Raw genomic sequence first — 17,374 nt, 5'->3', positions numbered from 1 at the left:
CTTTATTTGCCGGTTTCCGGGTCAGAGCTGGTCGACGAGGTATTCCGCGATGGGCATGGCCGAGGTGGCGGCCGGTGACGGCGCGTTGAGCACGTGGATCGACCGCGGTGTGCGCTCGATCAGGAAATCGTGCACCAGGGTGCCGTCGCGCAGGACCGCCTGGGCGCGGATCCCGGCCCGATGCGGCAGCAGATCGGCGACGGTGAGTTCCGGGCAGTACTTGCGGCATTCGGCCAGGTAGCCACGCTTGAACAGCGAATTGCGCAGCTCGCGCGCCCCGGTGCGGACATGGGCGCGCGCCACCCGGTGGAAGCCGCGGAAACTCAGCACGTCGACGGCGTCGCGCGCGGTGACGCTGCCCTTGGCGTAGCCCTCGCGCGCGAGGCCGAGCACCGCGTTCGGCCCGACGGTCAGCTCACCGTCGATGGTCGGGCTCAGATGCACACCGAGGAACGGTAGCGCCGGATCGGGCACCGGGTAGATGAGGGTGCGCACCAGGTCGGCCCGTGCGGCGGGCAGCCGGTAGTACTCGCCGCGGAACGGGACGATGCGGAAGTCGGTGCGAATTCCGGCCGCGCGCGCCATCCGGTCGGCCTGCAGGCCGGCGCAGACCACGAGCGTGCGCGCGGTGATCGAGGTCGTCGGGCCGGAAATCGTGACGGCCGCGTCGGTTTCGCCGATCGCCTCGATCGGGGTGTCGAGCAGTACCCGTCCGCCCATGGCGACGACCTGCTCGGCCAGCGCCGCCGCGACTTTCGTGTAGTCGATGATGCCGGTGGCGGGTACGAACAGCGCGCCGACGCCGGTGATCGCGGGTTCACGCCGCACCAGCTCGGCGGCATCGATCGCTGCCACATCGACACCGTTGGTGATCGAGCGCTCGTACAGCTCGCGCATCCGCGCCAGCTCGGCGGAGTCGGTGGCCACCAGCAGTTTTCCGCATTCGCGGAACGGAATGTCGTTGGCGGCGGCGAACTCCTTGGTCCAGGCCGCGCCGGCCCGGCACAGGCGGGCCTTGAGACTATCGGGCGGGTAATAGATTCCGGAGTGGATGACGCCGCTGTTGTGCCCGGTCTGATGCGCGCCGAGGGCCGCTTCCTTCTCGACCAGCGCCAGGCTCGCGCCGGGGAACTTCGTCAGCAGCCGATGCGCGGTCGCCACGCCGACGATGCCGCCGCCGAGCACGCAGAAGTCGTACACACCGTCGCCGGTGCCGCCAGAACTCACACGCCGACGGTAGTCGGCGCCTCGTCGGCCAGTGCCCCGGCCTGCTCGTCCGCCGGTTCCGCCACGGCGGTCGTCGGCTGGTCGGCGGGCACGGTGCCCGGCTTCTGGACCCGTTCGACCCGCAGCGTGTGGCTGCCGAGCGCCGGGTCGGACAGGACGAACATCAATTCGCCGCGGCGCGTGTCGAGTTCGGTGCGCAGCGCGGTGACCCCCGCCGGATCGGCGGTCACGCCAAGGTATTTCGACGCGATGGTCACCACGTTGGTGTCCACGGTGAACGAGATCGTATCGGTGCGCGCGGGCGCGACCTGTGCGCCGACGTAGGTGGTGCCGATGCGCAACCGCCCGGCCAGGGTCGAATCATTCGGCGCCGCGGCGGTGGTGGAGCGCTGGGTCGCCACCGGGGTCTGGACCGGCGCGGCGGCGGCCCGCTCGGTGAACACCGCCAGCTGGACGAATTCGCTGCTGAACCGCGGTGATCCGCCCTCGGCGAGCGCGGGCTGATGCCGTCCCGGCGCCGGCGCCGAGCCGGGTTCGGCGTGTTCGCGAGTGGGTGCGGCGGGGAGGTCGGGCATGTTGTTGACGATGTAGGCGCCCGCGGCGACGGTCAGGCAGAGACTGGCCGCGCCTGCGGCGACGGTGGCGGACAGACGCGCGATCTGCGCAGGTCGATGTGCGGTCATGATGCGGGTCCTTCCTGTGCCTGTGGGTGTACCCGTGGGACGGGGCCCGCATCGTTGAAAGCCACGCGTTGATTTCCACGGTACGGGGTGCTAGCTAGAGTTAGCACTCTCCGTCGATGTGATCAGGCACACACCTGGACAGGCGACCTATAGAGCCTGGTCAGCAGGCTTCCCCGCGGCCGCGGTTGTTTCTCACATCACCCGATGGGTAACCCATGGAGGCAGGCGAGCGTCATTCGCGACTGCCACGGAGGTCCACCCCCCGGCCAACGAAGTCCGGGGCAGTCGGCACGAATGGCGCTCAGAGACTGGCGCTCGCCTGTACCTCCGTCGTCAGGCGAACTGGCCCGCTTCGCGGCCGGAGCCGGGCGGACCCGCGAAGGCCTGGGCGATGCTCAGCCAGTGCTCGGCATCGGGTCCCTCGGTGCGCAGGGCGGTGTCGTCGCGGTGGCGGCGCTGGGTGGCGACCAGGCAGAAGTCGAGAGCCGGACCGGTGACGCGCTGCTTCGCGTCCTCCGGGCCCCAGGTCCACAGACTGCCGTCGGGTGCGGTCAGTTCCACCCGGAATTCCTCGCTCGGCCCGGATTCCCCGTGCACGGTGTAGGCGAAGTTCCTGGTGCGGACGCTGATGTGGGCGACGGTGCGCAGCCGCGCGGTGGGCGTGCGGTCCACGCCGAGCGCGTCGGCCACGTCTTGGCCGTGCGCCCAGGTCTCCATGATGCGCGCCGAGATCATCGAGGCCGGGCTCATCGGCGGGCCGAACCAGGGCAGCTTGGTGCCCGCGGGCACGGCGGCCAGCGCGGCGATCAGTGCGGCACGGCCGGTCCGCCAGCGCTCGAGCAGCTCGGCGGGCGGGGTCTTGGCGACTTCCTCGGCGGCCTCGTCGACGAAGGTGAACATCTTCGGCGCGGCCTCGGTGAGCAGTTTCGTGAAGGTCTCGCCGTCGGTGGCGGCGATCACCGACACCTCGTCGGTCCAGGTCAGGTGGGCGATCTGGGTGGTGATGTCCCAGCCGGGCGCCGGGGTGGCCGTGCGCCACTGCTCGGCGGTCAGCGGTGCGACGAGGTGTTCCAGGTCCGCGCATTCGGCGGCGAAGTCGTCGAGCAGCGGTGCGAGGTCAGCCATCTGTTCCCTTGCCGATCATGGCGCGACCAGGTCCGGCGCGCCTCGCCACCAAGAATCTCAGCGGGCCGAGAAAAATGCAAGCACGCGTGCTTGTTATTCGTGGGCTACCAGCCGAAGGTGATCAGGTGGATCGCGCCGACGCCGAGGCCGAGCACGCCGCCGTGCAGGTAGAGCAGCCACGCGTCCTGTTCCACCGAGGCGTAGAACATCTCCATGAACTCGCCCGGCGTCAGTTTCTGCAGCTTGCGGCCGGCGAAGGCATCGATCTTCTTCGCCTGCTCGAGCACGAACTTCTCGTCGTCGACCATGCCCGGCGCCAGGCTCAGCCCGGCGCCCGCGCCCGCGAGGGCCAGGTTGTCGTAGCCCTTGCGCCCGATCGCGGCGCGGACCATGAAGGCCGTCGGCCCGAGCTGCTCGCGGATCTCCTCGGCCACCACCCGCTCGATGAGCTGCTTGGTCTTGTCCCCGTTCGGGCCCGCGAGCAGCTCGTTCGACAGGTTCTCCACGGTCAGCACCTGGTAGGCCAGGATGTGGGCGAGGTCGGTCGCCGCCTGCGGCTGCCGCTTGGCCAGCAGCGCCTGGCGCCACAGGTACTTGTAGCGCGGCTGCGGATCGCCCGGCTCGAACACCATCTTGATCGCGATCACGTTCACGGCCACGCCGATCGCCGCCGAGGCGAGCAACACGATCACCCACGCGGGCACCAGGCCCCAGTACGGGATCTGCGGGTGCACGTGCAGGTACAGCGCCAGCGCGAGGCCGAACGGCGCGCCGAGCAGGCCGATCCGGACCATGAACTTCAGCTCCGGCGCCGCGATGGTGGTGGTCAGGTCCTTGAGGATCGACGGATTCTTCTCCAGGTACCGGATGACGAAGTTCTTCACATCGAGCAGCTGGTCGATGTTGTCGCCGAGACTGGTGAACGCGCGCCTGCACAGCGCGGGCAACTGCCGGTCGACGCGCTGGTACACGGCCTGCTTCACCGGCCGGGGCAGCGAACGCCACAGGTCGGGATTCTCCCGGTACATGATCTCGTCGACGATGGGCTGCACCTGATCGCGCGCCCGTTCGGCGAGATAGTCGCCGATCCCGTCCAGGTCGAGTTCGTGGATGAAGTCGCGGGGGCTGCCGATGCGCATCAGCGCCTTGTCCACGCAGATGCTGGCCATCTTCTCGGAGCGGGCCGGAATGAAGCCCTGGAAGCCGAGCTGACGTCCGTCACCGGAGAAGGTGGGCAACACCTGCACCCGGCGCGGCAGGTAGGGGTAGAGCACGTGCAGCCCCGGCACGCGGAAGCCCTTGAACTGGATCGGCCAGAACAGCATGAGCACGCCGGTCCAGTTGGTGAGCCAGCCGGCCAGCGCGGCGAAGATCGGGAAACTGATCAGCTCGACGACGAATTTCGACTGTCCCGTCAGCTCTTCCCAGTCGATGAAGAGTCCGGAGGCCAGTGTGGTCATCGAGGAGCCCCCTAGTGCTGACGCGCGAAAACGTGAAGAACGTGAGGATAAGGCAATCACATTCTGACCGGTCGCGACGGGGTGTCAACGGATCGAGCGTCTGTCGCGGGCGGTCGCGCGCCCGCCGCGGCGATAGGGTGGGAGTGCTGATCGAACCGAAAATCCGCGTCACCCGTTCTTGCCGCCGTCGCACGCAGAGGGAGTCGTCGTGAGCAGTGTTCCGCGCAATCATCTCGATCGTCCGGTCGCCGTCGTCGGGGCGGGCACCCTCGGCAGACGGATCGCCCTGATGTTCGCCACCAGGGGCGGGCTCGTTCGCATCACCGATCCGGGGGCCGAACAGGGCGCCGCCGCGGTCGCCTTCGTCGAGGACCAGTTGCCCGAGGTGGCCGCGAAGGTGCCGGGTGGTTCGCCGGGCACCGTCGAGTACGTGCCGGATCAGGCCACGGCGGTGGCGGGCGCCTGGCTGGTGGTCGAGGCCGTGCCGGAGGTGCTGGAGCTGAAGAAGAAGATCTTCGCCCAGCTCGAGGGCGATGCCGACGCCGACGCGATCCTGGCCTCGAATTCGTCGTCGTACGCGAGCCGGTTGTTCACCGAGGGACTGGCCACGGCCGACCGGATGCTCAATACGCATTTCTACATGCCGCCCGGTTCGACCGTGCTCGATGTGATGTCCGACGGCGTGACCTCGCCCGAGATTCTGGATTTCGTCCTGAAGACCTTCCCGGACTACGGATTGCATCCGTTCCTGGTGCGCAAGGAGAGCACCGGCTTCATCTTCAATCGCATCTGGGCGGCGATCAAACGGGAGGCGCTCGAGGTCGTCTATGAAGGCGTCTCGGTGCCGGAGGACGTCGACGAGATGTTCGCGCGCAATTTCGGCACCAAGGCCGGGCCGTTCCGGATGATGGACCAGGTCGGCCTCGACGTGGTTCTCGACATCGAGGACCACTACGCGAAGGAGAACCCGCATCTGCCCGCGGGTCCGCGCGAACTCCTGCACCGCTATGTGGACGCGGGCAAGCTCGGCGTGAAGACGGGCGTCGGCTTCTACGACGACTACCCGAAGCCGAGCCGATGACCGAACTGCTGGCATTGGACCTGAAAGCCCGTGCGATGCACGCGGTATCGCTGGGCACGGGTGCGCTGCGCACCATCGTCGAAGGTCTGGACGAGTTCCCCGACGGCGTGGTCGTCGACCAGCTGCGCGGCCACATCTACTGGACCAATATGGGCAGGCCCGATCCCGGCGCCGCGCCGGGCACGGAACCGGAGTTCTTCACCCGCAACGGTTCGATCGAGCGGGTCGATCTCGACGGCGGCAATCGCACCAGGATCGTGCCGGTCGGCGCATTCACCACCGGCAAGCAGCTCACCGCCGACTTCGAAGCGGGCAGGCTGTACTGGTGCGACCGCGAGGGCATGGCGGTGCTCAGCTGCGATCTCGACGGCGGTGATCTGCGCCCGATCGTGGTCACCGGCCAGGGCGAGGCGGACGCGCGGGTGCCGCGGAACTGGTGCGTCGGGATCTGCCTGGACATGGATCGCCGCCTGGTCTACTGGACGCAGAAGGGCGCGGCCAAGGCGGGCGAGGGCCGGATCTTCCGCGCCCCGATCGACCCGCCCACCGGCGCGGGCCCCGCGGACCGGACCGATCTCGAGCTGCTCTGGCAGGACCTCCCGGAGCCGATCGACCTCGAACTGCACGGCGCGAGTCACCTGGTCTGGACCGACCGCGGCGCCAGCCCGCACGGCAACGCGCTCTACGCGGCCACCGTGCGGCCAGAGGTCGGCACGCCGAAGGTGCTCTCGACCGGTTATCGCGAGGCGATCGGGCTGGCCGGTCTGGGCAGTGCCTTCTACGTGAGCGACCTCGGCGGCTCGATCCGGTTCGTCGACGTCGGCCGCGGCACCGATACCGAACTGGTCCGGATCGGCAATCCGCTCACCGGCCTCGCGCTGGCCGACCTCTAAGGGGTTTCCGCACGCAGGACCACGTGGAGCGCGATCGTCACGCAGCGCCCGATCAGGAACTCCGGCGCGCGCAGCCCGAGCAGGCGGCGATCCAGCACGGCCTCCGCGCTCACCGTCACGGTGTCGGCGCCGAGGGAGAACTTGGTGACGGTGAAGACCAGCGGCACGTCGCGCCCGCGCACGGTGGCGACCCCGGCGACGCGCCATTCGCCGTCGGTGCCGGTGATGTCGTCGGCGACGAAGCTCATCACCGGGTGCCGGTCGAGGTCGAGCAGGCGTGGTTTGCGCAGGTCGCGGTCGCGTTTGGCGTTGCCGGTGTCGATCGCGGCGAGGTCGACGGCGCCGCTGACGGTCGCGGGTTGCCCGTCCGGGCCGAGGGTCAGCCTGCCGTCGAGCACCGGGACCGAGCCCTGCACGGTGTGCCCGAAGTGGCCGACCCGGAAGTGCGCGGTGCTGTCCTGCGGCCCGGCGGTCCAGCGCACGGAACGGCGCTCGCCCAGCATGATCCAGTTCATGACCCTGCCCCTTCGGCATAGATGTCGGCGGTGTCGCGGTGGCGCAGCACCGGATAGATCTCGACCCGGTCGGGGCCGGGCAGCAGCTCCGGGTCCTCGCCCGGCAGCAGCTCGGTGGCGGTGACGGCGTCGCGCACCGCGTGCAGCGCCGCCTCGGTCTCGCCGAAGCCGATCACCACGCCGGACCCGTCGTCGCGGCGCAGTTCGTAGAAGTCGAGCAGTCCCGGCACGGTGGCCAGCGCGGGACCGATGCGGTGGGTCGCCGCGTAGTCGGCGGCGGCCAACTCGGCCTCGGTGCGCGGGCGGTCGAACCAGACGAGGTGTGCGTACATGATTTTCAACTCCTGACCTGGGGAATTCGGTGCTTCCAGCCTCGCTGCCGCGGCGCCGCACCGGATCAGTGCCAGTACGCATTCGCGGTACTGAACTTCGCGCGATACTTGGCAGGTGCAGACTCCGGCGGTCGGACGGCATCAGGAGATCGCGCTGCTGCGCGCGGCGGTGCTGTCGGCCGCGGGCGGCGCGAGCCGCTTCGTGCTGATCAGTGGCCCGGCCGGCATCGGCAAGTCCTGGCTGGCCGAACGCGCGGTCGAGCTGGCCGCGGAGGCGGGCCTGCGGGTGGCCCGCGGCAACGCGCTCGACGACGCGGGGATGCCACCGCTGTGGCCGTGGCACCGCGCCGCCCGCGAGCTACCCGAGCTGGCCGCCGCGCTCGACACCGTCACCGAGCCGGGTGGCGGCGCCGCGGCACAGCGGTTCCGGATGTTCACCGAGGTCGCCGACGTGCTGGCGGCCGAGCCGGGGCTGCTGCTGATCCTCGAGGATCTGCACTGGGCCGACCCCACCTCGCTCGCCCTACTCACCCACGTGGCCACGCAGACACCGCGCGCACCGCTGCTCATCGTCGCCACCGCACGGGAACCCTCGGAGGAACCGCTGCTCGAGCAGCGGGCCGAATGGTTGCGCCTGCCCCATGCCAGAGCGCTGTCGGTGCCCGGGCTCACCGCGCCCGAGGTGCGCTACTGGCTCGAACAGCTCGACCTGCCCATCGATCTCGCCACCGAGCTGCGCGACCGCACCGAGGGCAACCCGCTGCTGGTCCGGCTGATCGTGGAATCCGGCCTGGCCGAACGCGGTTGCGATGCGGAGGCGGTGCTCGCCGTTCCCGGCGTGCGCAGATTGGTACTGGCCCAGCTCGATCGCCTCGACCCTGCGGTCGTCGAGGTGCTCGGTGCCGCGAGCGTGCTCGGCGAGCGCATCGAACTCGCGGTGTTGACCAAGGTAACCGAACGTATTCGTGTACCCGCCGATGCGGTCTCGGACCCCGACTCGCTCGGTGCAGTACGCGAAAACGGCGTGAACGGCCGACTCGCGGGGAGTCGGGCCCTCGACGATGTCGTGCTCGCTGCCGTCGATGCCGCCGAATCCGCTGGCATCGTGCGCCGATTCCCCGACGGGACAACCGCATTCACCCATGCGCTGGTACGAGACGCGGTGTACGCCGACCTCGACCCCGCGCGTCGTCGTGCCCTGCACCGCGCGGCCGCACGCGCCTTGGACGAGCGCGGCGGCCCGGATTCCGCGATCGCGGGTGCCATCGCGACACACTGGCGTCACGCCGACACTCCCGCGCCCGCTGCCGCGCACTGGGCCAGGAGAGCTGCCCGTGCCGCGCGCACCGCCGCCGCCTATCCCGAGGCGATCCGCTTCGGGCAGTGGGCAATCGAGTCGGTGGGTGCCGCCGCCCCTGAGTTCGAGCGGGCCGAGCTGCTGATCGAGCTCGCCGGTGACGAGTTCGCGGCGGGCCACATCGCCGACAGCCTCGAGCACTGCGAGCGGGCCGCCGCGCTCGCCGGGCAGTCGGGCCGAGCCGATCTGCTCGCCAGGGCCGCGCTGGTGGTGCACGGCGTCACCACACCCACGGTGATGACCCGCCTCGATCAGCTCTGCACGGCCGCGCTGCGACGGCTGGAACCGGGACAGCACGACGATCTGATCGCGCGAATCCTGGCCAGGGTGGCGCTGTCGGCGGCCGATCGCGGCGCGGGCGCAGAGGCGAGGACGCTGTCGGAGCGGGCCATGCGGGCCGCGGGCCGGTCCACCGACCCGGATGTCGTGCTCGACGCCATCCACGCCAGGCACCTGTCCCTGGCCTCCACCGAGTTCCTCGAGGAACGAACGGCATTGGCGGCCAAGGCGATCGAGATCGCGGTCGACGCCGAGCAACCGCTGGCCCAACTCTGGGGACACGTGTGGACAGCCGACGCGAGCCTGCAACGCGGCGACCTCACGGCCTTCGACGACGCGCTCGACCGTATCGCCCTGCTCGCCGAACGCCGCCGCCTCCCTATCGCCCGGTGGCATCTGCTGCGGCTGCGCGCCACCAGGGCGGTGCTGGTCGGCGAGCTGGCGGCCGCGCTCGAATTCGACGCCGCCGCCCATGAATTGGCCCTCGGCATCGGCGATTTCTCCCTCGCCGGGCTGCACCACGCCTTTCGCGGGATGTACGCGGCGATCCTCGGCGAGGTCGAGCGGAGCGAGATGACCGCGGCCGTCGACGCGTTGGCCTTCGCCCCGAAAATCCCGATCGCTCAGCTCTTCACCCCGATGATGCTCGCGCTGGCCGGTGACCTCGACGAGGCGCGCGCCCGGTTCGAGCCCTTCCGCGATCTGCCAGACACCCTCGAGCGCGGCCCGCGCTGGTCCGGCACCGTGTTCTCGGTCGGCCTGATCGCCCAGCTCCTCGACGACGCGGAGACCGCCGACCGTGTCTACCGCGTACAGGCCGGGCAGGAGCCGTATTACTCGGCCGACGGCACCGGCGCCCTCATCTGCGTGAGTTCGCTGGCCCGCGTGCGTGCCGACAATGCCCGGGTCGCAGGCCACGTCGACGCCGCGGTCGAGCTGTACCGGCAGGGCCTGGTCATGGACACCAGGATCGGGGCGCTGCCCTTCGTCGCCCTCGGCCACCTGGGTCTGGCGCGCACCCTGCTGGCCCGCGCCGAGCTGCCCGCCGCGCGCGAGCACGCCGAGCGGGCCGCCGCCGGTTTCCGCCGCCTCGGCATGACCCATCGCGTGGCCATCGCCGACGCCCTGCTGAGCGAGATCGCGGCGGCCGCCCGCACCGCCGATCCACTCACCCGGCGGGAGCGCGAGGTGGCCGACCTGGTCGCCGCGGGCCTGACGAACCGCGACATCGCGGCCAGCCTCGTCCTCTCCGAACGCACGGTGGAGACGCACGTCCGCAATATCCTCGCCAAGCTCGGCGTCGCCAACCGCCTGGAGATTGTCCGGGGAGCGCTTTAGCGCTCATCGAACGCCGATGAGAGACCGGCGGCATCGGAGTTTCACCGATGCGTTCAATGCTGTGCAGCGCAACATAATTCGCGTACGATCGGCGACGGGGGGAGGCCGCCTACTGGCAGATGTAGTGGTGCCCCTTTCCGGCTACAGTTCAATTGGAGGGGAAAATGCGAAAAATTCTCGCGAAAACCGCGCTTGCAGGAGTTTTGGCGATCTCAGGGCTGGTGATGTTGGGATCTCCGGCGCATGCGCAAAGCGCCGACGAATACTGCGTTGCCGGCGGCGGCCAGGTGGTCGTGCGTTACAACGATGGCGAACGATACTTCGTTTGCCAGGGTGGTCAGTACGACGGTTGGATTCTCGGCCAACCGGTGGCCCGATAGTTGATGCCTCGGACTAAGCGTGACAGCTGAGTGCTCAGCTGTCGACTCTGTTCCGAGCCGAGGAAGGGGCGCTGACCGACGGGATTCGTCGGTCAGCGCCCTTTGTTCATGTCGTAACGGGCCAACGTGATGCCTCGCATCGCATCGCGTCTCGTCAAGGGCCCTGCCGCCCGCCCGACTCCGAGACCTGTACCCGCGATGCTCGAAATTCGATGCGAACCGGGTTGTTGCCACGCCCGCTTCTACGGAGACGGACCCGCGGTCAATCGAGCTGAATCGGCCATCGCCGGTGTCCTCACCAAGGGCTGAACGACGGGATTGCCGGTGAATTGCCCAGCGCGGGGCGCGCCCCCGAAAGACCGAACCACCCCCCGTGCGCGGCCGAGGGTGGTTCACTACGAGCGCGAGCAGTTTGGACTCCTGACCAATCCATCACCCCAGGTGACGGCGATCGCACGGTTTCTGCCGTTGCGATCTGGGTCACTACTATGCCAGACTCTCCCCCACTGTGAAGCCGTCCGGTCTCACAATGTCCGGAAGAGGGAGTGGGTTGAGCAAGCGGCAAGTGCGTGAAGTTGCCACCCGCCCATCGATGGTCCGGAGATCAGTCCCGATCGACGAGCGCGAGCGCGGCGGCGGCCAGCAGGTCGACCAGCTCGCCGACCGGCGGTCGCGATTCGCGCAGCAACCATTCGTGCGCCACGCCGTTGACCGCGCCGGTGATGAGTCCCGTCGTGAGTTCGGCGTCCCCGCGCAACCGCACGCCCTTCGAGCCGAGTGCGGTCGAGATCAGCGCCGACCAGGCGTGCCTGCGCGAGCGGCGATGGTCCTCCATCCGGTCGCTCACGCCGACGACCTCGATCAGCGCGACCTGCGCGCGCCACGGGTCGGAGCCGAGCGATTCCAGGTAGGCGGCCAGGCCGGCCCGGAACGCGTCCTCGGGGTCGGAGTGTTCGATGACCGCGGCCCCGACGGCCGAGGCGGCGTCGTCCTGGATGCGGTCGTAGGCCGCGATGAGCACGTCCTCGCGGGTCTCGAACTCCTCGTAGAACTGCCGCTTGGACAGCCCCGCCGCCGCGCACACCTCGGCGAGCGAGCACGTGGCGTACCCGCGTTCGGCGAAGATCCGCGTCGCTGCTTCCAGGAACCGCTGGCGCCGTTCGGCTTTACGCGCGACGACCGTACGACCCCCATACCGTCTGTCCGCTGTAGTCACCTTTCCAATGTATCTGAAACCCCGGATCACACTTACCGTTCCGGACTGCTCCACCCCATCCCCACAAAGAAGGACGGCTGACCAGTGCTGCGCACCCGAGGCTCGCGGACCGCTTTGTCCGCTCTCGTACTAGCGGTGAGTGCCTCACTCGCCGCACCGGCATCGACCATGGCTGCCCCGCGACCAGCGGCTCAGCCGAGCGTTCCGGCGATCGCGGAGAACGTTCCCTCCGAGACGCTGGCCGCGCTGGCACCGTCGATCGTAAGCGCCATCTCCGCCCCCGGCCCCATCGCCGACGGCGCGCAGGCCGGAATCCTGGCCCAGGCGCGCGTGCTGCTGGCCACGCCCGGCATCCCCGCGCAGGTCAAGGCGACGCTGGAGAAGGTCATCACCTTCCTCGACGGCAGCGGTGGCGGCGGTCCCGAGCTCCCGCCGTCGGACGGTCCGCGCATCGCGCAGTTCCTCTACCCGACCATCGGCAAGGGCTGCATCGGCCCGACCTCCGATTCCGTCGGCACCGCGCTGGCCGTACCCGGCCCGGCCGAGCTGCCGCCGCCCGGTCCGGCCGCGGGCCAGACCGGTTTCGTGTTCACCGCGCTCGGCACCAAAACCCCGACCGTCGAGCAGAACCCGCCGATGACCGTGCAGTGGGTCAACCTGGACAACCGGCGCTCGGGCACCCAGGCGCTCACCACCGAGGCCGCGATCAACCCCGACGGCCCGGCCACCCTCTCGGCCATCGCCGACACCGGCACCGGCCGGGTCGCCGCGGTGATCACCGGTGGGCTCACCACCAAGACCGCCGACGGTGACGTCCGTACCTGCTCGTTCGCCCCGACCGTCGGGTTCTTCTCCGTCGGTTGATCCGACGCCACGCATTGGAGTTTCGAGTTATGAAGTTTGCCGTTCCCGGCCTGATCAGTGGGCTGGCCGGCGCGATCATCGGGGTGATTGCCGTTCTCGGCATCACCGCTGGCGCGCAACAGAATTCGATCCCGGACCCCGAGACCACGGCTGATCCGGGTTCCTCGGTGCTCGGCAACGTCACGTACGGCAGCCGATGAGCAACATGCGCAGGACCATCGCCTGCATCCTCGTCGGACTCGGCGCGCTGCTGCTCGCCGCCGCTGTCATGATCCCCACCTACACCGTGGACAAGGTCGCCAAGACCCCTCTCGACCTGCGTATCACCACCGTCGCCAAGAGCGTGCCCGGCGAGGAGAGCATGGTGCTCGACTCGAAGTCGCTGGTCTCGCCCGAGGGCGCGGCCAAGGTCGACAAGGTCGCCGTCTCCTCGCAGCGCTTCCTCACGGTCGAGGAGCCGTCCGACGCCGACCAGATGACCGTCCAGGCCGGCCAGACCCTGCGCCGCGACGACCGCGACGGTGACGCGGGCGTGCTCGACGCCAAGGTCGACCGGGTGACCATCGACCGGTTCACCGGTGAGCCGGTGGCGACCTCGCCCAACGGCTCCATCGCGATCAACGTCGACAAGTCCGGCGCCTCGGTGGCGGACGCGACGAGCCGTCAGGGCCTGCAGTACCGGTTCCCGATCGGTACCGAGAAGAAGTCGTACCCGTACTTCGACCTGAACGCCCGCGCCACCCACCCGATCGACTTCGTCGAGGAGACCCAGATCGACGGGATGCCGGTGTACTACTTCAAGCAGAGCATTCCGGTCACCAACCTCAACGACGTCGCGCCCACCGCGACCAGCAAGCTGACCCTGCCCGCGGCCAAGTGGGGCCTCGAGGGTGACGGCGAAGTGACCATGTACCGCTTCTACACCAACGTCCGTGAGCTGTGGGTGGAGCCGCGGACCGGTGCGGTCATCAAGGGTGGCGAGCAGCTGCACCTGTACTACGGCCGCAGCGCGGAGCAGGTCGACGTCTCCGCGCTCAAGGCGCACCTGGTCTTCGATCAGGAGACCATCGACGCCCAGATGGCGGTCACCCAGGAGAGCCTCGACAAGCTCGACCTCTTCGGCAAGACCCTGCCCATCATCCTGGGCATCCTCGCCGCGATCCTGCTGATCGCGGGCGCGGTCCTCGGTGTGATGAGCAGCGGCGGTCGCACGATCGACCCGCCGACCCAGCGGATTCGCCCCTCGAACCTGTAGGTCTCCCCCTGCACGACCAGGCCTCCCCGGACTCGTTCCGGGGAGGCCTGGCTCGTTTCACCGTCGACGCTCAGGAGCAGCAGCTCGCGCCCGTGGCGACGGCCTTCTGCTTGGCTTCCGCGCCGCAGCAGGCGTCGACCGCCTCGGCGTCGGTGCCGGCGAGTTCCGGTGCGGTGCCGAAGGTTTCGCTGTCGGCCACGACGGTGTAGACCTCCCAGCGCTCGTCGCCGGGGCCGGTGACCCACACCTTGTCCTGGGTGGCGAAGCAACAGGTGGTGGCGATCTGCTCCTCGGTGAACAGCCCCGCCCCGGAGAGCCGGGCGATCTCGGCATGGACCTGTGCGGAGGTCTCCACCTCGACGCCGAGGTGGTTCAGACTGCCGCCCTTGCCCGCGTTCTCGATGAGGACGAGCTTGAGCGGCGGCTCGGCGATGGCGAAGTTGGCGTAGCCCGGCTTGCGCTTGGCCGGTTCGGTGGCGAAGAGCGTGGAGTAGAAGCGGACGGCGGTGTCGAGGTCGTCGACATTGAGGGCGAGCTGCAGGCGGGACATGAGGGAACCTCCACTTGTGAGACATATATCGAAGAACTTCTGCCGCCGAGTCTGCTGACCTTTTCGACATATGTCAATGCTGTCGGTAGAGTCGATCGCATGCCCAAGGCGCTACCCGTGATCGATATGTCCGCCCCCGTCTGCTGCGCACCGGTGGCCGCGGCCCCGGTCGACGGCGCCGCCGCGCTGGAAGTGGCCCTTCGCCTCAAGGCGATCGCCGACCCGGCCAGGGTGAGACTGCTGTCGCTCCTGCTCACCAGTCCGCTCGGCGAGGAGAACGGCGGCGACCTCGCCACCGCGGTCGGCCTCAGCGAGTCCACCGTCTCCCACCACCTCGGCCAGCTCCGCAAGGCAGGCCTCGTCGACTCCGAACGCCGCGGCATGAACACCATCCACCGCGCCCGCCGCGACGCCCTCTCCGCCCTGTGCACCGTCCTCGACCCCAACTGCTGCTCCTGACGACGGCCCGCCGCGGAGGTTCACTCCGCGCGCGGGCGCGGGTGGGTCAGCGCTGAGCGCTTGTGCTCGGCGATGATGTCGCTGAGCCGGAACACCGCGCGCGGATCCGGCAGCAGGTGCCGTTTGGCGAACACGGCGGCTCGGGTCACCCTGCGCACCGCGAAGCGGAATGCCTTGGGGGGCTGCGTGATGCGGAGGGTGTCGATCACGTGTTCTTCGGAGAACACGAGTACCAGCCAGCGCCCGAACCAGTGCAGCGGCCGCGGGAACCAGCGGGTCGCGAACTGGTCGACGAGTGCGTTCGCCAGTCGGTATCCGCTCGGCGAATACGCGAATTCCGCTCCGTGCTCGTAGGATTCGAGCAGGCTCTCCATGTCCGGCCAGGTATCCGGGATGTCGGCGACGCCGAGGTGTTCGGATACGGTGCGCCAGTGGATGAGCTGGGCGCGACGCTCGTTGTCGCTCAGCCCGGGCGCCCCCGCGATGTGTCGCAGCAGCCGGTCGTAGGCGAGGGTGAAGACGGCGGCGCTGTGCTGGAAGGTGTGCATGGGCATCGGCCAGTCGCGGGCGACGCCGGAGTGCCAGTTCCGCACGTGGCGAAGGCTTTCGGCGCTGATGGCGGCGGACGCACCGTCATCGACCCAGCGGAAGAGATGGAACATGGTCTCGTCGGCGCGCCGGATTCCGTGGTCGTAGAGCATCCCGGTGCCGTCGCGATCCACCGATTCCGCCGAGACGGGTGGCCCGGCGAAGCGGACGAATCCCACGGTGTAGAACAGGTGCACCACGAGCAGGCTTTTCGGGATCAGCTGGCAGCTGGTCAGGCGCACGATGCGTGCGCTGTCCACCGCCGGATCGAGGCGCTCGATCTCGGCGCGAATCCAGTTGTAGGCACGTTTGTCGGTTGTCATCGGGTGCTCCATCAGTCATTCACTGCGGCGGGGGTTTCGGATGTCGTCTCGAGCGTGGCGCGGGTGCGCAGAAGTGCCACGGTGAGCGCGGCGCCGATCGCGGCCAGGGTGGCGGCGGCCGCGAAGGCGAGGCCGAGGCCGGTTCGGTAGGCGTCGGGCGCGGTGGATCGTCGTGCCACGAGGTCGGCGAGCAGGAGTAGGGCCGTCACGCCGATCCCGGACCCGACGCGCTGCGCGGTGTTGACGATGCCCGCCGCGATTCCGGCGTCCGCGGGGTCGACCGAGGTGACCGCGGGCACGGTGACGCCGACGAACGCCGCGGGCAGGCCGACACCGAGCAGGATCGCGCCGGGCAGCACGTCGATCAGGTAGTCGGCGTGCTCGGGCAGGCGGGCGAACCAGGCCATGGCCAAGGCCTGGAGCCCGAGACCGGCGGCCAGCACACGCCAGGCGCCCAGTCGATCCAGCGCGTAGGGGATCAGCGTTCGGGAGATCACGATGTTCACCACGGCCACCGGCAGCACGGCCAGGCCGGATGCGGTGGGGCTGAAGCCCTGGGTGTTCTGCAAGTACAGCGCCAGCAGGGCGAAGGTGGGCACATGCGCGGCGCCGACCAGCGCGTTGACCACGGCCGACCCGCTCACCTGGCGAATGGTGAACAGCCGCAACGGCATCAGCGGGTGCGCACTGCGCGCCTCGATGAACACGAACGCGGCGAGCAACGCCAGGCCGGCCGCCGACAGGCCTACCGCCGTGGCGCGGATCGACTCGTCGACGAGCGCGCCGATCGCGTATCCGATGAGCAACAGCGCGGCCGTGCCGGTGATCGCGCCCGGCACGTCGAGCCGGCGCATCGCCCGGGTGGACTGTGCCGGGTCCGGCGGGAGCACTCGGATGAGCGCCAGGGCCACGACGCCGACGGGCAGGTTGATCAGGAAGATCGACGGCCAGCCGAACAGATCGGTGAGCGGCCCGCCGACCGCGGTGCCGATGGCCGCGCCCGCCGCACCCATCGCACTCCACACCCCGAAGGCGCGGTTGCGAGCGGCGGGTTCGGTGAACGTGGTGGTGAGCAGTGCCAGCTGCGCGGGAATCACCACGGCCGCGCCGAGGCCCTGTAAGGCCCTGGCGCCGATGAGAACCACCGGGGTCGAGGCGATTCCGGCCAGCCCGGAGGCCACCGTGAACACCGCGAGCCCGGCCGCGAACACCCGGCGCGGCGCGAGCAGGTCGGCGGCGCGCCCGCCCAACAGCATGAATCCGCCGAAGGCGAGCAGGTACGCGTTGGTCACCCAGCCCAGTCCCGCTTCGTCGAGCCCGAGGTCGGCGCCGATGCTCGGCAGCGCCACGTTCAGCACGGTCGTGTCGAGGAAGACCACCAGCTCGACCGCGGTGATCAACAACAGGATCAGACGATTCCTCCCTCCCGATGTATCGCGACTCGTCATC

Annotated in this window: 18 protein-coding genes; 8 read left to right on the top strand and 10 right to left on the bottom strand. The window is 69.4% G+C overall.

Going from position 1 to position 17,374, the window contains the following annotated elements; genetic code table 11:
- Positions 1-21 precede the first annotated feature (21 nt).
- The 4 genes from lhgO to AB0H56_RS15555 all read right to left on the bottom strand — a co-directional run bounded on the left by lhgO (position 22) and on the right by AB0H56_RS15555 (position 4,495).
- Complete coding sequence (gene lhgO, locus AB0H56_RS15570; protein ID WP_357162788.1) at positions 22-1,227, bottom strand: L-2-hydroxyglutarate oxidase; 1,206 nt, start codon at positions 1,225-1,227, stop codon at positions 22-24.
- The gene (locus tag AB0H56_RS15565) at positions 1,224-1,910 is read right to left on the bottom strand and encodes a hypothetical protein (RefSeq protein ID WP_357162785.1); all 687 of its coding nucleotides are present in this window, start codon (positions 1,908-1,910) and stop codon (positions 1,224-1,226) included. The genes lhgO and AB0H56_RS15565 overlap by 4 nt, the downstream gene beginning before the upstream one ends.
- Before the next feature lie 333 nt (positions 1,911-2,243).
- A complete protein-coding gene (locus AB0H56_RS15560) occupies positions 2,244-3,035 on the bottom strand; it encodes a TIGR03084 family metal-binding protein (protein ID WP_280218491.1) in 792 nt (263 codons plus the stop codon).
- A gap of 104 nt (positions 3,036-3,139) precedes the next feature.
- Positions 3,140-4,495 carry a hypothetical protein gene (locus AB0H56_RS15555; RefSeq protein WP_357162782.1) on the bottom strand — a complete coding sequence of 452 codons (1,356 nt, stop codon included), beginning with the start codon at positions 4,493-4,495 and terminating at the stop codon, positions 3,140-3,142.
- A gap of 208 nt (positions 4,496-4,703) precedes the next feature.
- Here AB0H56_RS15555 and AB0H56_RS15550 point away from each other — a divergent pair, with 208 nt between their 5' ends.
- Positions 4,704-5,576 carry a 3-hydroxyacyl-CoA dehydrogenase family protein gene (locus AB0H56_RS15550; protein WP_357162779.1) on the top strand — a complete coding sequence of 291 codons (873 nt, stop codon included), beginning with the start codon at positions 4,704-4,706 and terminating at the stop codon, positions 5,574-5,576.
- The gene (locus AB0H56_RS15545; RefSeq protein WP_357162777.1) at positions 5,573-6,469 is read left to right on the top strand and encodes a hypothetical protein; all 897 of its coding nucleotides are present in this window, start codon (positions 5,573-5,575) and stop codon (positions 6,467-6,469) included. The genes AB0H56_RS15550 and AB0H56_RS15545 overlap by 4 nt, the downstream gene beginning before the upstream one ends.
- On the opposite strand, the gene AB0H56_RS15540 is transcribed toward AB0H56_RS15545, so the two are convergent.
- Together AB0H56_RS15540 and AB0H56_RS15535 are read right to left on the bottom strand one after the other, a co-directional pair.
- Entirely contained in the window at positions 6,466-6,984 is a 519-nt protein-coding gene (locus tag AB0H56_RS15540; protein ID WP_357162774.1) for a YceI family protein, read from the bottom strand. The two genes, AB0H56_RS15545 and AB0H56_RS15540, sit on opposite strands and share 4 nt — an antisense overlap.
- Entirely contained in the window at positions 6,981-7,316 is a 336-nt protein-coding gene (locus tag AB0H56_RS15535) for a hypothetical protein (protein WP_357162771.1), read from the bottom strand. The genes AB0H56_RS15540 and AB0H56_RS15535 overlap by 4 nt, the downstream gene beginning before the upstream one ends.
- A 115-nt stretch (positions 7,317-7,431) precedes the next feature.
- On the opposite strand from AB0H56_RS15535, the gene AB0H56_RS15530 reads away from it, so the two are divergent.
- Both AB0H56_RS15530 and AB0H56_RS15525 read left to right on the top strand, forming a co-directional pair.
- Positions 7,432-10,290, top strand: coding sequence for an AAA family ATPase (locus tag AB0H56_RS15530; protein WP_357162768.1), 2,859 nt, complete (start codon positions 7,432-7,434; stop codon positions 10,288-10,290).
- 164 nt (positions 10,291-10,454) lie between these two features.
- Positions 10,455-10,670, top strand: a complete 216-nt coding sequence (locus tag AB0H56_RS15525) for a hypothetical protein (protein WP_280342696.1) — start codon at positions 10,455-10,457, stop codon at positions 10,668-10,670.
- Between the two features lie 604 nt (positions 10,671-11,274).
- Here the strand turns inward: AB0H56_RS15525 and AB0H56_RS15520 are convergent.
- Complete coding sequence (locus AB0H56_RS15520; protein ID WP_280342896.1) at positions 11,275-11,886, bottom strand: TetR/AcrR family transcriptional regulator; 612 nt, start codon at positions 11,884-11,886, stop codon at positions 11,275-11,277.
- An 84-nt stretch (positions 11,887-11,970) separates the two neighbouring features.
- On the opposite strand from AB0H56_RS15520, the gene AB0H56_RS15515 reads away from it, so the two are divergent.
- The 3 genes from AB0H56_RS15515 to AB0H56_RS15505 are packed head-to-tail and all read left to right on the top strand — an operon-like array spanning position 11,971 to position 14,005.
- Positions 11,971-12,750, top strand: a complete 780-nt coding sequence (locus AB0H56_RS15515; protein WP_357162760.1) for a hypothetical protein — start codon at positions 11,971-11,973, stop codon at positions 12,748-12,750.
- A gap of 29 nt (positions 12,751-12,779) precedes the next feature.
- The gene (locus tag AB0H56_RS15510) at positions 12,780-12,950 is read left to right on the top strand and encodes a DUF2613 family protein (RefSeq protein ID WP_110037884.1); all 171 of its coding nucleotides are present in this window, start codon (positions 12,780-12,782) and stop codon (positions 12,948-12,950) included.
- Positions 12,951-12,955: 5 nt separating this feature from the next.
- Complete coding sequence (locus AB0H56_RS15505) at positions 12,956-14,005, top strand: DUF3068 domain-containing protein (protein ID WP_357162757.1); 1,050 nt, start codon at positions 12,956-12,958, stop codon at positions 14,003-14,005.
- A gap of 70 nt (positions 14,006-14,075) precedes the next feature.
- Here the strand turns inward: AB0H56_RS15505 and AB0H56_RS15500 are convergent, their stop codons facing one another.
- Entirely contained in the window at positions 14,076-14,555 is a 480-nt protein-coding gene (locus AB0H56_RS15500; RefSeq protein WP_357162754.1) for an ArsI/CadI family heavy metal resistance metalloenzyme, read from the bottom strand.
- Between the two features lie 99 nt (positions 14,556-14,654).
- On the opposite strand from AB0H56_RS15500, the gene AB0H56_RS15495 reads away from it, so the two are divergent.
- Positions 14,655-15,014, top strand: coding sequence for an Rv2640c family ArsR-like transcriptional regulator (locus AB0H56_RS15495; protein ID WP_357162751.1), 360 nt, complete (start codon positions 14,655-14,657; stop codon positions 15,012-15,014).
- A 20-nt stretch (positions 15,015-15,034) separates the two neighbouring features.
- On the opposite strand, the gene AB0H56_RS15490 is transcribed toward AB0H56_RS15495, so the two are convergent.
- Positions 15,035-15,925 carry a hypothetical protein gene (locus AB0H56_RS15490; protein ID WP_357162748.1) on the bottom strand — a complete coding sequence of 297 codons (891 nt, stop codon included), beginning with the start codon at positions 15,923-15,925 and terminating at the stop codon, positions 15,035-15,037.
- 11 nt (positions 15,926-15,936) lie between these two features.
- Positions 15,937-17,373 carry an MFS transporter gene (locus AB0H56_RS15485; protein ID WP_357162745.1) on the bottom strand — a complete coding sequence of 479 codons (1,437 nt, stop codon included), beginning with the start codon at positions 17,371-17,373 and terminating at the stop codon, positions 15,937-15,939.
- Position 17,374: the final 1 nt, after the last annotated feature.

Source organism: Nocardia sp. NPDC050717 (assembly GCF_040654275.1).
Classification (GTDB): Bacteria; Actinomycetota; Actinomycetes; order Mycobacteriales; family Mycobacteriaceae; genus Nocardia.
Note: the sequence above shows the minus strand (reverse complement) of the source record. Positions and strands in the feature narration are given on the sequence as shown.